Here is a 14,113-nt window from a genome sequence, read left to right on the forward strand (position 1 = left end):
CACACTGCAACGTCATTGCAAGCCTTTTGCCCAGGAGCAATCATGGCACCGATCGAAAATAGCTACATTCTGAAGTTGTCCTGCCCGGACCGTCCCGGCATCGTCCACGCGGTGGCCGGTTTCCTGGTCGAGCGCGGCGGCAACATTCTCGACTCGGCCCAGTTCAACGATCGCTTCACGGGCGGCTTTTTCATGCGCGTGCACTTCCAGCAACTGCCGGGAGAAACCGATCTGGCCGCGCTGCAACGCGACTTCGCCCCGCTCGCCACGCAATACGAAATGCAGTGGGAACTGGTCGATGCGGCGATCAAGCCGCGCGTCATGCTCATGGTCTCGAAGATCGGCCACTGCCTGAACGATCTGCTGTTCCGCTACAAGACCGGCCAGCTCAACATCGAAATCCCGGTGATCGTCTCGAACCACAAGGATTTCTATCAACTCGCGGCCAGCTACAACATTCCGTTCCATCATCTGCCGCTCATGAATGCCACGCCGGAATCGAAGGCCGCGCAGGAAGCGAAGGTGCTTGAACTGGTCAACGACAACAACATCGATCTGGTGGTGCTGGCGCGCTACATGCAGGTGCTCTCTGCGAACATGTGCAAGCAACTGGCGGGCCGCGCGATCAACATTCACCACTCGTTCCTGCCGAGCTTCAAGGGTGCGAAGCCTTACTATCAGGCGTTCGACCGTGGCGTGAAGCTGATCGGGGCGACGGCGCACTACGTGACGTCCGATCTCGACGAAGGCCCGATCATCGAGCAGGAAGTCGAGCGCGTGGATCACACGATGGACCCGGAACAACTGACCGCCATCGGGCGCGATGTGGAGTGCGTGGCGCTGGCGCGTGCCGTACGTTATCACGCCGAGCATCGCATTCTGCTCAATGGGCACAAGACGGTGATCTTCCGCTAATCGGCGATCCATCGCGGAGGGCTCGCCGATTCACGGCGGCCCAATGAAGGAAAAAAACGCCCTGGCATCACTGCCCGGGCGTTTTTCATTGGCGCACCATCAAGATGATTAGGTGACTGCGTCTCGTCAGCCAGCGGGTGCCAGATCGGACAGGGGGGAGTCATCGGTGACCGGGTGCGACTGATAGGTGACCAGAAGCGGATAGCCCTCTGCGGTGAGCATGACGACAAAGAACGGCGTGTCCAGCGTGACGCGATGGTCGGGCGGGTGCCATTCAGTGACCGGTAGATTTTCTTCGCCGGGGGCCGCGCGTACGCCCTCTTCGTTATGCACGAGGAAAAAATCGTGGCTCGGCCGGTCCGTCTGAATGAGCTGGGCAAAACGCGGCACCGAGAAATCGACCGTCGCGGTGCGCAAACCCAGCAATTCGCCCAGCGGTGCCGATGCGGCCAACGCATCGAGCAGCCAGTCCAGCAGGCCGGCATCCGTCAGTGCCTCGCAGGCATGGGGGTCGCGTTGCGCGTAGAGCATACGTAGGCCGCTCGCCGATTCCGCCCCCGCGCCTGGCCCCATCCCCGATACCGTGCTTTGCGGATGCAATCGCTTGACGACGAAACGCGGGTCGCCGCTCAGCAGACCGCTGACGTCCATCCGTTCACCGTCGATCTTCATCATGTCGACTTCGATCCGCTCACCGACGTCTAGCGTGAACGCGAGTCTGCGAGTGTCGAGTGGATCAAAGGGTGTGTCCCACGAGGCGACACCGCGAAGGAAATTACCTAACTTATCGACGGAGAGATCGGGTGCCGGGCTAAAGGCCCAATTCGTGCCCGGTGCGACGGACGAAACGTATTGCCGGATGGCGTCGCACGCTTGCGATTTTCCGCCTCCGGAGGCGGGGGCGGGAGCTGCCGCCTTGCCGCCACCTCCCGACGGGGCGGCTTTGGGCGCGGATGACGGCGGGGGAGAAGGGATACGCATCGTCTCGATTCTCAAAAAGGAGAATCGTCATTCTGCGAAAACCCCGGGCATTGTGCTTTTGGAAGAAGTGCCCAGCCTATCAGTTTCAGTCCGTCAACTGCGTTGTGCCAATTCGCTACCGGCATCGCGGGCGAGACGGGCAATCGAGATCGTCGAACTCACCGCAATCAGGCCCACGGTCAGAAACGCCCACGGGAAGTCGGCCGAGACGACGTGATCGCGCCCGTGCAGATACGACGACGTTTGCAACACAGCGGCGCCGATGGTGATGCCCAGCGTGAGCGAGACCTGCTGCGCCACGCTTGCCAGACTCGTTGCCTGACTCATGCGGTGTGCGGGCACGTCGGCGTAGGAGATGGCATTCAGGCTGGTGAATTGCAGCGAGCGGAAGCACCCGCCGAACAGCAGCGTGCAGAGAATGACCAGATGCGCCGTTTGGTCGGTGAACAACCCGTATCCGCCGATGGTGGCCGATGCGATGATCGCGTTGGTCATCAGCACACGGCGAAAGCCCCAGCGTTGCAGAATGCGCAGCGAGAGCGTCTTCATGAACATCGCGCCCGCGGCCGAGATGAACGTGAGCGCCCCCGACTCCATGGGTGTCATGCCGAAGCCGAGTTGCAGCATCAGCGGCAACAGAAACGGTGTTGCACCCACACCGATGCGGAACAGCGTGCCACCCGCGACACCGGCACGGAACGTCGGAATGCGGAACAGATCGAGCCGTAGCAGCGGGTGGTCGAGGCCACGTGCGTGGCGCAGATACGACCACAGCAACACGCCGCCGAGGGCCACGAGCCCGAGCGCGAGCGGCGTCGGAATCAGATGGCGGCCAATGGTCGAGAGACCGAGCATCAGAATCGACAGGCCGAGTCCCGACAGGATGAAACCCTTCACATCGAGCGGCGGCACATCCTCTTCGAACAGATCGGGGATGTACTTCGTCGCGAGCACGAAGCCAAGAATGCCGATCGGAATGTTGATGAAGAAGATCCAGCGCCAGTGCCAGTACGTGGTAATAAAACCCCCGAGCGGCGGGCCGAGCACCGGGCCGACCAGCGCGGGAATCGTCAGGTAGTTGAGCGCGCGCACCATGTCGCGTTTTTCCACCGATTTGAGCAACGCGAGACGGCCAACCGGCACCATCATCGCGCCGCCCATACCTTGCACGAAACGCGCGATCACCAGTTCCGGCAGATTGGTCGAAATGCCGCAGCAGATCGAGCCGAAGACAAACACCCCGATGGCGAAGCGGAACACGTTGCGCGTGCCGAAGCGGTCGGCAATCCAGCCGCTGATCGGGATGAAGACGGCGAGACTGATGAGATAGGTCGTGAGCGCGAGCTTGAGCGTGATCGGACTCTCGCCGAGATCCTTGGCGATCAGCGGCAACGAGGTGGACAACACGGTCGAATCCATGTTCTCCATGAACAGCGCGCAGGCAACAATCAGTGGAACTAGCATGAGGCAGCGGGCTGCCGAAGCGGCAACCGGGTAAGCGTGTGAGGTGCGACGGGTGAGCGCGTGGCGAGGGACAGATGTAGAGCGCTGGCCATCGTTATAGCAAACTTTGCCGGGCGCCGCGTCTGTTTCGCCGGACGCCAGAAAGCACGCGGGTTTTCAGGCGGCGCGGGTCGATTGAGGCCGTTTTGAAGGGCGGAATGCTGTCTTGAGGCGTGATACGCGTTCATGACTCCTCTCCTGCACGGTGAGCGGTTTCACAGTGCGCATCGTGCAGTAGGGCAGCGGTGCGTTCCGATGCTGGTGTTGCGACGCGCTACGACGCCAGAAAATCGCGCAGCACGTGAAGGTGCGTTTGCGCGTCGCCGTCTTCGAGTTTGTGCGCGGCCGTGAGCAGGGTCACGCGCCCTTGGGTCAATCGCGTGCGCAGTTCGGCAAGCATCGCGTTGTGATCGGCGTCGAGCGTATTCAGCTCATCGAGAAAGCGCGTACGGAAATCGTTGAACTGCTCGGGATGCTCGTGAAACCACTTACGCAGGTCTGTGCTCGGCGTGACGTCCTTGGCCCAGAAGTCGATCTTGGCTTTCTCTTTGGAGAGCCCGCGCGGCCACAGACGATCGGCCAGCACGCGTTGCCCGTCATCAGGCGACGGTGCGTCGTAGACACGTTTGAAATGGAGGTCGGTGTGTTGGTCGCCAGACTTGGCGGTACTGCGGGGCGCGTGTGCCGCAGCGGCTTTCGTAGCTTTCGGTGACGGCATGAGGGAACAGCCTCCGCGAGGGGGGACGCGAACGAGCGCAATAGCCGCAAGCTTACCGGAGGATGCCGGACGAGGCGAGCGGCGCGCCCATACCGCATCGCGCCGCCCACCCGCATCCCCGCACCCCCTGTGGTTCAGAAACGCCAGTTGAGATTGCCGAAAAAAGCGTTGTCGGTGACCTGACTGCCGAACTGCCCGGTGTAGCTCACGCCCAGCGTGAGCGCTTGCCCGACGAAGGCGTCGATACCGGCCTCCACAATCGTCGCATCCCGGGCGATCGGCACGCCACCGACCGTGAAGCCGGCCGCGCTGTCGACAAAGGCGAGTTGGGCATCTGGCGTGTCCGCGCCAAACGCGTGCCGCCAGCCTGCCGACAGCCGCACGCGACCCAACGCTGCGGTGCCCGTGCTGGTGCCGAAGGGCAAGTCACCCCGCACCCCCAACGTCGAAAACGTGATGCCGCGCGTCTGTTCGTCGGCGTGAAGGTCGGCGGCGCTGCCCGATTCGTTGAACGCATCGGTACGCACCCACGCATGCGCCATCGTCGCAAAGGGCTCGATGCCGGCGCGGCCCATATCGAATCGCCATGCCGCTTCGCCGAAGACCTGCCACGTCGCGGCGTCATAGCTGGCACGCGCGGTCTGTGCAATGGGGCCGATGGCGACGGCACGCCGTGAACTGATCTGCTGCAACGCGTACGAGCCGCCGAGCATGGCGCCAAGGTGCCCGAAGCGGCGGCTCACATACGCGCCCATCTGCGCATCGTTGCTGTTTCCCGACGCCGTAGTGCCCGTGTTGAACGTGTCGTGCCCCAGCCCGCCGAGGACTCCCGCACGCCAAGTATCGGCGACAGGGGTATCGACACCGACCAGCACGCCCATGCCGCGACGGTACAACGTCGATGCCCCGGCACCACCGCTCGCCACCGATGCCGCGCGCAATTGACCATCGCTGCCGTAGACCGATGCCCACGCTTGGGTTGCCCGGCGTTGCCCACGGCAATCGAAGTCGTTCGGGGGCGTCGTCAACTCGCCCTCACGCGAATGGCTGCCGGTCTCGCAATCGTCGGTGAACAGCAGGCTGTCGCGAAGGCGCTGCGACGCGGCGTCACGTGTCACCTGACTCTGACTGAGCAGCATCGACGCGATGGACGCATGCAGACTGCCGTCAAGACTGGCGAACGCGGCGGGCGCGGTGTCTGCCGTCAGACCTAATGCCGCTTGGTATAGCGGGCTGCCGGTGCCGAGCATCGACACCGCTGACGCGACGGCCTTTTGATTCGGCGTGACACCGCCAGCGGAAAGCGGTGTGCCATTCGGCGTGAACGAGAGCAATGCCGTCGTCGGCGTGTAGCTCACCTGTGGCGAGAGGTAGAGCAGGTTGGTCGACGTCGACGCGAACTGTCCGCTCACGCCATTGGCCGCCGAGACGATCACGGCACCTGATGCGCTGGCGGGCTGCGTGCCCGGGGCGGCGTTCACGACAAGATTGCTGCCGCCGACAGAGGCGCTACCCGTCGCATTCACCTGACTGGGTGCCGTGCCGGGGGCCACGCTGACTTGAAGCGTCGAGCCCGGCTGAAGCGTCAGATTGCCGCCGACGCCGAGCGTTGTCCCCGGTGAACTCACGACAATCTGGCTACCGCTTGCACCAGTCAACGGTCCGGTCTGCGCGCCCGTACCGCTGCCGCCCGCCGAGACGGGCGCGGGAGTCGTCAATGTGCCGCCCGCTTGAACGGTTACCGGCGAGTGACCGAGATTGCCGATGCCGAGCGTGCCACCGACAACCGTTGTTGGGCCGGTGATCGGATTGTTGCCGCTGAGCGTGAGCGTTCCGCCGCCCGTTTTGGTCAGCCCGCCACTGCCAGACACGCTGCCGCCGAAGTTGCCCGACGACACGGTGACGGACCCGCCGTTGATCGCAAGTGCGCCTTGCGTCGTCCCGGTCAGCGAGGGCAAGGTGACGTCGACGCCTTGCGTGGTGACCGTGCCTTGTGTGAGCGTCAGGCCGCCGGTGCCGAGGCCTGCTGGCGAAGTGACGGTGACGCCGCCGCCATTCACCGTGGTGCCCCCGCTGTAGCGGTTGTTACCACCGAGCGTCACGGTGGCGTTGCCTTGTTTGGTGATGCCCCCGGTGCCCTGAATCACGCCATCGAACGTGCTGTCGCCAGCACCGCCGAGTGTGAGCGATTGCGCACCGAGCGACACCGTTGATCCGGCGGCACCGTCGAGACCGGCAATCGTGACCGTTGTCGGTGTGCTGCCCTGACTGACGTCGAACATCGTGCCGCCCGCCAGCGTCACGTTATTGCTGCCGGAGAGCGCACCGCCCGCGCCGAGCGCAAGGGTGCCGTTCGTGACGTCGATATCGCCGGAGAAGGTGTTTTGTCCCGTGAGTGTTTGCGTTCCCGCGCCGACTTTCACGATGCCGCCTGTGCCGTTGACGGCACTCATGAGGGTCTGGTGCGTACCGTCGCCGAACGTCAGCGTGTTGCCCCCCAGATTCACGTTACCGCCGCTGCCGGACAACGTGCCGACCGTCTGATCGCCCGCAGCACTGATGTCGAACGCTGCTTGGCTGCCTGCCACCACGATATTGGCGCCCGTCGCGAGCTTGCCAGTCGCGCCCAGCGCGAGCGTGCCGTCGTCGATGGTGGTGGTGCCGGTGAACTGCTGCTGACCGGTCAGGGTCTGCGTTCCGCTGCCTTGCTTGACGATGCCGCCGGTGCCCGAGATCGTGCCGTTCACGGTGTGGCTGGACACGTCGCCAAAGGTCAACGTGTTGTTGCCGAGCGTGACGTTCGTACCCGCTTGCGCGGTGAGCGCGCCGATGGTGCGGCCGCCGTTCGCGCCCGAAATGTCGAGCGTGGCGCCAGCGTTCTGGAGCGTCATGGCGCCCGTGGTGGCCAACGTGCCTGCACCCGCGAGAGACAGCGTGCCGGCCTGCACGACCGTGCCGCCGGTGAAGGTGTTGCTGCCGGTCATGGTTTCGACACCTGTCCCCATCTTCACAAGGCTGCCGCTGCCAGCGACGCCACCGCTGAAGGTTTCATCGGCGCCGCTGCTGCCGACTTCGAGCACATTGCCACCCATGTTGATCGCACCACCGCCCGTGAGTGCGCCAAATGTCTGCGTGCCGTTACCGGCCGACAGGTCGAAGGTGGCGCCCGTCTGCACATCGACAACGCCGCCCGAATCGAGGCTGGCACCCGCGCCCAACGCGAGGGTGCCGGCATTAACGTTGGTTGCGCCGATGTAAGTGTTCTCCCCGTTGAGCGTAAGCGTGGCGCTGCCATTTTTAGTGATGCCGCCCCCACCGACGACGGCGCCGTTGAGCGTGAGATCGTGCGTGCCGAGCACGTCGAGATTGCCGTTGAGCCTGATCTGGTTGCCGAGCGTGGTGGCTTGCGTGGCATCGAGCGATGTTGCATCGGCAAAGGTGACGGTGCCGGTGCCCAACGCGGCATTGCTGCCGACGAGGATGCCGCCTGCCTGCACGTTCATGCCACCACTGAAGTCGCTGTTGCCGGAAAGCGTTTGCACGCCGTTGCCGACTTTGACGAGCTGTCCGCCAGCGCCGTGGATGTCCGAGGCGAGTGTGTTGTCACCGGCAGTGCCGAAACTCAATGTCGCGTGGTCAAGCCCAATGACACTGCCGGCCACACCGGTAAGTGTGCTGACGACCTGCGTCGGCCCGGCCGCAACATCGAGGACACTTGTCGAGCCGTTGAGACCGACGGCGGCGGAATCGAGTTGCGTTCCACCGCGTAACGCGAGCGTGCCCGCATCGATTTGCACCGTGCCGGACAGCACCATGCCGCCCGAGAGCGTTTGCGTACCGCTGCCCTGTTTGACGATGCCGCCCGGCCCACTCAGCGTTCCGCCGAACGTGCCGTTGTTGCCGCTGTCGAGCGTTATCGCTGTTGCGCCGATGCGAAGCGTGCTGCCCGCTACCCCGTTGAGTGCGCCAACCGTAGGTGCCGTGGCGGCGCTAACATCGAGCGATGTGCCGGCATCGAGTGTGACGTCGGTCATGTTCAGTAGCGAGCCGCCTGCGCCGAGCACTACCGCCCCGTCGGCGACCGTGAGCATGCCCGCCAGCAGGTTCTCACCCGTGAGCGTTTGCGTGCCTGTGCCTTGTTTGACGACGTTGCCGTACCCCTGAATCGCTGCGGCCAGCGTCTCGTCGCTCGCGTCGCCGAATGTCAGCGTATTCCGGCTGAGGGCGACGACACCGCTCGTGCCTGACAGGCTGCCAATGGTCAGGTCACCCGCGTCGCTCAGGTCAAACGACGCGTTCACACCATCGACCACGACGCGTGCCCCTGCCGCAAGACTTCCCGTACGTCCGATGAAGAGCGCACCGTCGGTAACGGTTGTGGTGCCGGTGTACAACTGCACGCCGTCAAATCTTGCGGACCCCGTGCCTTGTTTGACGATGCCCCCCGTGCCTGAAATTACGCCGCCGAAGTGCTGCCCCGTGGCGTCACTAAACGTTAGCGTATTCGCGCCCAAATCGATCTGTGAGCCGGCGACGCCGGAAAGCGCGCCGATGGTGCGCGGTCCGTTCGCGCTGGAAATATCGAACGTCGCGCCGGTACCGCTTAGCGTGAGCGCGCCGCTCGACGCCAACGCGCCAGCGCCGCTTAACGCAAGCGTCCCCGCTTGTACTGTGGTGCCGCCGGTGTACGTGTTCTGCCCCGTGAGCGCTTGGGTCCCCGTGTCGACTTTGACCAGCGACCCTGTCCCGGCGATGGTGCCGCTGAACGTATCGTTTCCGATATCGCCGAGTGTCGTCACCACACCGCCGAGATTGACGGTTCCCGCGCCGTCGAGCGCGCCGATCGTTTGCGTGCCATTTCCTGCCGAAAGATCGAGCGTGGCGCCGCTCGCGACGTTGATCGTGCCTGCCGCATTCAACGATGCCCCGGCGCCCAGCGCGAGTGTCCCGGCGTTGATGCTGGTCGCGCCTGTATAGGTGTTGGAACCCCCCAGCGTGAGCGTCGCGTTGCCCGTTTTGGTGAGTCCACCGAGCCCGGCGAGCACGCCATTCAGCGTCACGTCGTTTGTCCCGAGGACAGTCAGCGTGCCGGTCAGATTGACGTTGTTGCCGAGCGTAACCGCTTGCGTACTGTCGAGCGTCGCATTGTTGGCGATGTTCAGCGCGCCTGTGCCGAGTGCGAGATTGTTGCCGGCAATCAACCCGCCCGCATTGACCGTCGTGCCACCGGTGAAGTCGCTTGCACCGGTCAGCGTCTGCACGCCTGCACCGGTTTTCACAACGGCGCCAGTGCCGTGAAAGACACCGTTGAACGTCTCATCCAATGCATCGCCGAACGTGAGCGTCTGTGTTCCCAATGCGATGGCGCTACCCGTCATACCGGTGAGCGCGCCCACGGTGGTCGGCCCGGCCGCGCCGATATCGAACACGGTATTCGCCCCCGACAGCGATAGCGCGTTCGCGGCTTGCAGCGAGCCGCCTGTGCCGAGCGCCAGACCGCCAGCGTTCACCGTCACGCCGCCGGTGAAGTCACTCGCGCCCGTCAACGTCTGCACGCCTGCACCTTGCTTGATGAGCGCGCCCGTGCCGTGAATGCTGCCGGTGAACGTCTGCCCGGTGTTGTCGCCGAAGGTCAGTATGCTCGCGCCGAGTTGCACCTGTGCGGCGCCCCCGCTCAGCGAACCAATGGTTTGCGCGCCAGCATCGCTGATATCGAGCGACGTCGTGTTGTCGCCGAGAATGACGGCACTCTGCGAGGACAGGCCGCCGCCTGCCCCGACAACCAGTGCACCGCCCCCGACCACGACGCTGCCGGTGAATGTCTGCTGTCCGGTGAGCGTTTGCGTGCCGGTGCCGAACTTGACGATGCCGCCGCCGTTCCCGTTAATCGCGCCGCCGAAGGTCTGATTCGTGGTGTCGCCAAACGACAGCGTGTTGTCGCCAAGATTGACCGCGCTACCCGTGGCCCCCGACAACGCGCCGATCGTCTGATTTTCACCATTGCTGATATCGAACGCCGCGCCACCGGCGACGTTCACCGCGTTGCCCGACAACGTGCCGGTCCCGCCGACAGACAATGTGCCCGCATCGATGGCGATGGGGCCGATGAACGTATTCGGGCCGGAAAGCGTTTGCGTCCCCGTGCCTTGTTTGACGATGCCGCCGTTGCCGGTGATGCTGCCGCCGAAGCTTTCGTTGTTGCCATCGCCGAACGTCAGCGTGGCCGCGCCGAGCGAGACGGTGGAATCGGCCACCCCCGAGAGTGCGCCGATGGTCTGCGCACCCGCCTGACTGATATCGAACGCCGTCCCCGAGCCGAGCAGCGACACCGCGCCCGTGCTAGCGAGTGAGCCACCGGCGCCGAGTGCGATACCCCCGGCGTTGATCGTGGTGCCACCCGTGTACGTGTTGCCGCCCGAGAGCGTTTGCGTGTCGCCGTTCGCCTTGATGATGCCGCCCGTGCCGCTGATCACGCCTGCGAAGGCACCGCTGGCACTGTTGCCGAGCGTGAGGTTGTGCGCGCCGAGCACGATCCGTGTGTTTGCCACCCCGGACAGTCCGGCAATCGTGCGATCGCCGTTTGCATTCGAGATGTCGAACGCGGCACCGCTGCCCGATAGCGTCAGTGCGGTACCTGCCACCTGCAACGTGCCGGCGCCCGATAGCGCCAACGTACCCGCGGCGAGATTCATGCCGCCGCTGAAGGTGTTGGTGCCGGTGAGCGTGACGGTCTGCGCACCTTGCTTGACGACGTTGCCGCTGCCCGAGATTTGCCCGGCGAGCGTGAGTGGTGCACTGCCCCCGAATGTCAGCGTGCTGCCGCCCCCCACTGCGATCGGATTGGTCAGCGTAAGTGGCCCGATAGCATCGAGCACGGCGCTCGACCCAGAGACCTGCACGGCACCGCTACCCAAGGCATTATTGTTGCCTGCAATGAGCGTGCCGCTGCTCAGCGATGTGCCTCCGCTGTACGTGTTCGCGCCCGACAAGGTGAGGCTGCCGGTCCCCGTGAGCGACACGCCACCCGTGCCACCGAGTACACCGCTCACAGCGAGCGGGTTGCTGCCGGAAACAGTGAGGCCGTTTGCGCCGAGCGTGACGGGGAGCGTCAGGGAGAGGCCCGCGTTCGCCGCTTGCATGCCGCCGCCGTTCACGACCAGCGTGCCGGTGCCGAAACTGCCCGGGTCATTGAAGATGGCGAGACCGCCGTTAAGCGTTGTGGACGTGACGGCGAGCGGCCCGTTCAGCGTCCATGTGCCACCGTTGACCGTTGCCTGCGAGAAATTCACGTAACTCGCGCCGTTGAGCGTGCCGTTGCCGATGGTCGTGTTGTTATTTGCCGAGTTGCTCAACACCAGCGAGTTGTTCCCGCCCGCACCGCCATCGACTGTCCCGGTCGCGGCGAATCCCAACGCGAATCCGGTCACGGGCAGGGCTGCGAGACCGACGCTGCCACCATCGTTCAACGTCGATCCTGTGACGGCGGTGAACGTATTCGTACTACCGGCACCAAGCGACACGCTGCCGCTGATCGTGCCGTCGTTGGTGAACGTGTTGCCCGCGCCGGGTGTGCCGTTGGCCTGAAACGCGATGCGACCGAGCACCGTGCCCGAGTTGGTGAAATTGACGGCGCCGCCGCCATACGCAGCGACGACCGGTGCACTGCCCGTGCCTGTGAGCGATACGCCGAGAATTGGCGACGCACCGAGCGTGCCGCTGTTGCTGATGACGGTGCTGCCACCCACGGCGTTCTGCACCGTGAGCGCCAGCCCCGTCAGCCCCGGCAGATTGACCCCGAGCAAGCCCACGGTGCCGCGCATGATCGCGTTGTTCGTCACCGTCTGGGTGCTGCCCCCGGCATGCCGTTGCCGATGACCGTCCCGCTGGCGAGCAGGCCAAGGCTGCCGAGTACTGAAGGATCGATCGTGCCGCCGTTGACGAGCGTGACGTTGTTGCCGGTGAGCGTCATCGCCGTGCCGCCGATGCCGAGCAGCACACCGACACCGGCCCCGCTGTTCACGTTCACCTGGAGACTGTTGGCGGCATCCGAGAATGACGGTGCCAGCGGGTTGGCGGCGCCGCTGCACGTGACGACGCTGCCGGCGACCGTGCAGGTGGCCCATGCAGGCGCGGCGACGGTCGCACTCAACAACGCGACGCAGGCGAGACACAGTCGGGTGAGTGCCGACGCTGGCGCACCGGAGGTTGCCGCGCTGCGTCGGCCTGCCCCCCGGGTACGGGATGCCGGTGCCGTTCCGGTGCGCTGGCAGGCCGTCTCCGGCGCGGGGACGACATCGACGCGGCAATGCCGCCAGACCAAACGATAGAGGTGCTTGTTCATCGCGTTCCGATTCCAAAAGGCGTGCGGTGTGGGGACGGGCGGTTTGCGCGCGGAAAGTCGGAAAGCGCGACACCCATGGCAGGCGACATTCGGGGGGAGCCACGATGCCGATGTGCGTCGTAGAGAAGACGCAAACACCGACGGACGAAGCACTAATGCGCGGTTTGTGTGCGGGGCATTCTAGAAAGCGGCGGGGGATAGCACGCGGCCATGACGACGTGACAAGTCGCGGCGCGGCATGGTGGCGGTGCCGGGAAATGCTGACGAATCAAGACGGTGCGGCGAAGGAGACGACGCCGTTCGGGCGTCGGAAGCGGGGGCTAGATTCGGAGGATTCCCGCTGTGCGAGGCACATGCGTAGGCCCGCAGATTGGACTGACGAACGCCGCGCGTTGCGCTGTGGCGTTCGTCAGTGTCACGTGTGAAGCGTAGGCGATGTGAACCGGCTCGCGACTATGCGGCCTTCGTCAGCGGTGCGACTTGCCGGATATCGAGTGATGTCAGCGTTTGCGCAATCGCTGTGACGACGTTGCGCATCTCGTTGTCGTCGATAGCGCCGATACAACCCACGCGAAACGTCTCCAACTGGGTGAGTTTGCCCGGATACAGGACGTAACCGCGCTCGCGCACCGCCGCATAAAACGCCTTGAAGTCGTACTTGCTGTCGGTCGGCGCGTGGAACGTGACGATCACAGGCGCTTGCACGTCGGCCGACAGAAACGGCCGGAAGCCGAGCGACGCCATGCCCTCGACCAGCGCGCGGCAGTTGCGGCGATATCGCTCACCGCGTACCGGCTGGCCGCCTTCTGCGAGGAACTGATCGACCGCCGCGCGCAGCGCAGCGACAACGTGTGTCGGCGGCGTGAAGCGCCATTGCGTGGTCTTCTGCATATATACGTACTGGTCGTGCAGATCCATCGCCAGCGAGTGGCTGTTGCCTGCGGACGCCTCCAGCACCGACTTCTTCACGATCACGAAGCCCATGCCCGGTACGCCTTCGAGGCACTTGCCGCTGGCGGCGATCAGCGCGTCGAACGGCATCGTGCGCACGTCGATCTCCACGGCGCCGAACGAACTCATCGCGTCGACGATGAGCCCCTTGCCATGCTTCTGGCACACGCGGGCGATGTCGGCGAGCGGGTTGAGCACACCGGCACCCGTCTCCAGATGCACCTGCGCCACATGGGTGATCGACGGGTCGCGCGTGAGCGCTTCGTCGATCGCCGCTGCGCTCGCGGCCTGATCTTCGGCGATGGGCAGCGCTACGGCGTCGCGTCCGAGATAGCGGCAGATCTTCAGGATGCGCTGGCAATAGGCACCGTTATCGGGCACCAGAATGCGCGCATTGCGCGGCGTGAGTGTGCCGATGGCCGCTTCGACCGAGAACGTGCCCGAGCCTTGCAGCGGCACGCATGCATAGTCGTTGCCGCCATGCACGATATCGACGAGATCGCGGCACAGCGAAGCGGTGATCTGGTTGAACTGGGTGTCCCACGAGCCCCAGTCGCGCAGCATGGCCTGTCGGGTCGCCGGCGACGTGGTGAGCGGGCCGGGGGTAAGCAGAATCGGTTCCTGACCGAGAATCATGACCGCCTCCTATTGAGCGGGGGAATCAAACGAGAATCAAACAAGAGAGAAGCAACTTGGGAAGCACC

Annotated in this window: 7 protein-coding genes; 1 reads left to right on the top strand and 6 read right to left on the bottom strand. The window is 64.6% G+C overall.

Annotated features, from left to right (window positions below; translation table 11 throughout):
• The first annotated feature begins 42 nt into the window (after window positions 1-42).
• Window positions 43-915: a formyltetrahydrofolate deformylase gene (gene purU, locus AT302_RS03110; protein ID WP_058377168.1), complete on the top strand. Its 873-nt coding sequence runs from the start codon at window positions 43-45 to the stop codon at window positions 913-915.
• 126 nt (window positions 916-1,041) lie between these two features.
• Here purU and AT302_RS03115 read toward each other — a convergent pair whose 3' ends face one another.
• From AT302_RS03115 to AT302_RS03140, 6 genes are all read right to left on the bottom strand, one after another.
• Entirely contained in the window at window positions 1,042-1,590 is a 549-nt protein-coding gene (locus tag AT302_RS03115) for a hypothetical protein (protein WP_058377169.1), read from the bottom strand.
• Window positions 1,591-1,989: 399 nt separating this feature from the next.
• Window positions 1,990-3,360 (bottom strand): MFS transporter, encoded by a 1,371-nt coding sequence (locus AT302_RS03120; protein WP_058377170.1) that lies wholly within the window; start codon window positions 3,358-3,360, stop codon window positions 1,990-1,992.
• A 313-nt stretch (window positions 3,361-3,673) separates the two neighbouring features.
• The gene (locus AT302_RS03125) at window positions 3,674-4,117 is read right to left on the bottom strand and encodes a DUF488 domain-containing protein (RefSeq protein WP_084655998.1); all 444 of its coding nucleotides are present in this window, start codon (window positions 4,115-4,117) and stop codon (window positions 3,674-3,676) included.
• Between the two features lie 134 nt (window positions 4,118-4,251).
• On the bottom strand, window positions 4,252-11,955 hold the full coding sequence (locus AT302_RS03130; RefSeq protein WP_058377171.1) for an autotransporter-associated beta strand repeat-containing protein: 7,704 nt from the start codon (window positions 11,953-11,955) through the stop codon (window positions 4,252-4,254).
• A complete protein-coding gene (locus AT302_RS27815; protein WP_058377172.1) occupies window positions 11,952-12,458 on the bottom strand; it encodes an ESPR-type extended signal peptide-containing protein in 507 nt (168 codons plus the stop codon). Before AT302_RS27815 ends, AT302_RS03130 begins: the two co-directional genes overlap by 4 nt.
• 453 nt (window positions 12,459-12,911) lie before the next feature.
• Window positions 12,912-14,045: a 2-aminoethylphosphonate--pyruvate transaminase gene (locus tag AT302_RS03140; RefSeq protein WP_058377173.1), complete on the bottom strand. Its 1,134-nt coding sequence runs from the start codon at window positions 14,043-14,045 to the stop codon at window positions 12,912-12,914.
• Window positions 14,046-14,113: the final 68 nt, after the last annotated feature.

This window comes from Pandoraea norimbergensis, assembly GCF_001465545.3.
GTDB lineage: Bacteria > Pseudomonadota > Gammaproteobacteria > Burkholderiales > Burkholderiaceae > Pandoraea > Pandoraea norimbergensis.

Excerpts from the sequence above, each read along its gene's own strand:
- purU (WP_058377168.1), top strand. The coding sequence starts at position 43 with ATGGCACCGATCGAAAATAGCTACATTCTGAAGTTGTCCTGCCCGGAC.
- AT302_RS03115 (WP_058377169.1), bottom strand. The coding sequence starts at position 1,590 with ATGATGAAGATCGACGGTGAACGGATGGACGTCAGCGGTCTGCTGAGC.
- AT302_RS03120 (WP_058377170.1), bottom strand. The coding sequence starts at position 3,360 with ATGCTAGTTCCACTGATTGTTGCCTGCGCGCTGTTCATGGAGAACATG.
- AT302_RS03125 (WP_084655998.1), bottom strand. The coding sequence starts at position 4,117 with ATGCCGTCACCGAAAGCTACGAAAGCCGCTGCGGCACACGCGCCCCGC.
- AT302_RS27815 (WP_058377172.1), bottom strand. The coding sequence starts at position 12,458 with ATGAACAAGCACCTCTATCGTTTGGTCTGGCGGCATTGCCGCGTCGAT.
- AT302_RS03140 (WP_058377173.1), bottom strand. The coding sequence starts at position 14,045 with ATGATTCTCGGTCAGGAACCGATTCTGCTTACCCCCGGCCCGCTCACC.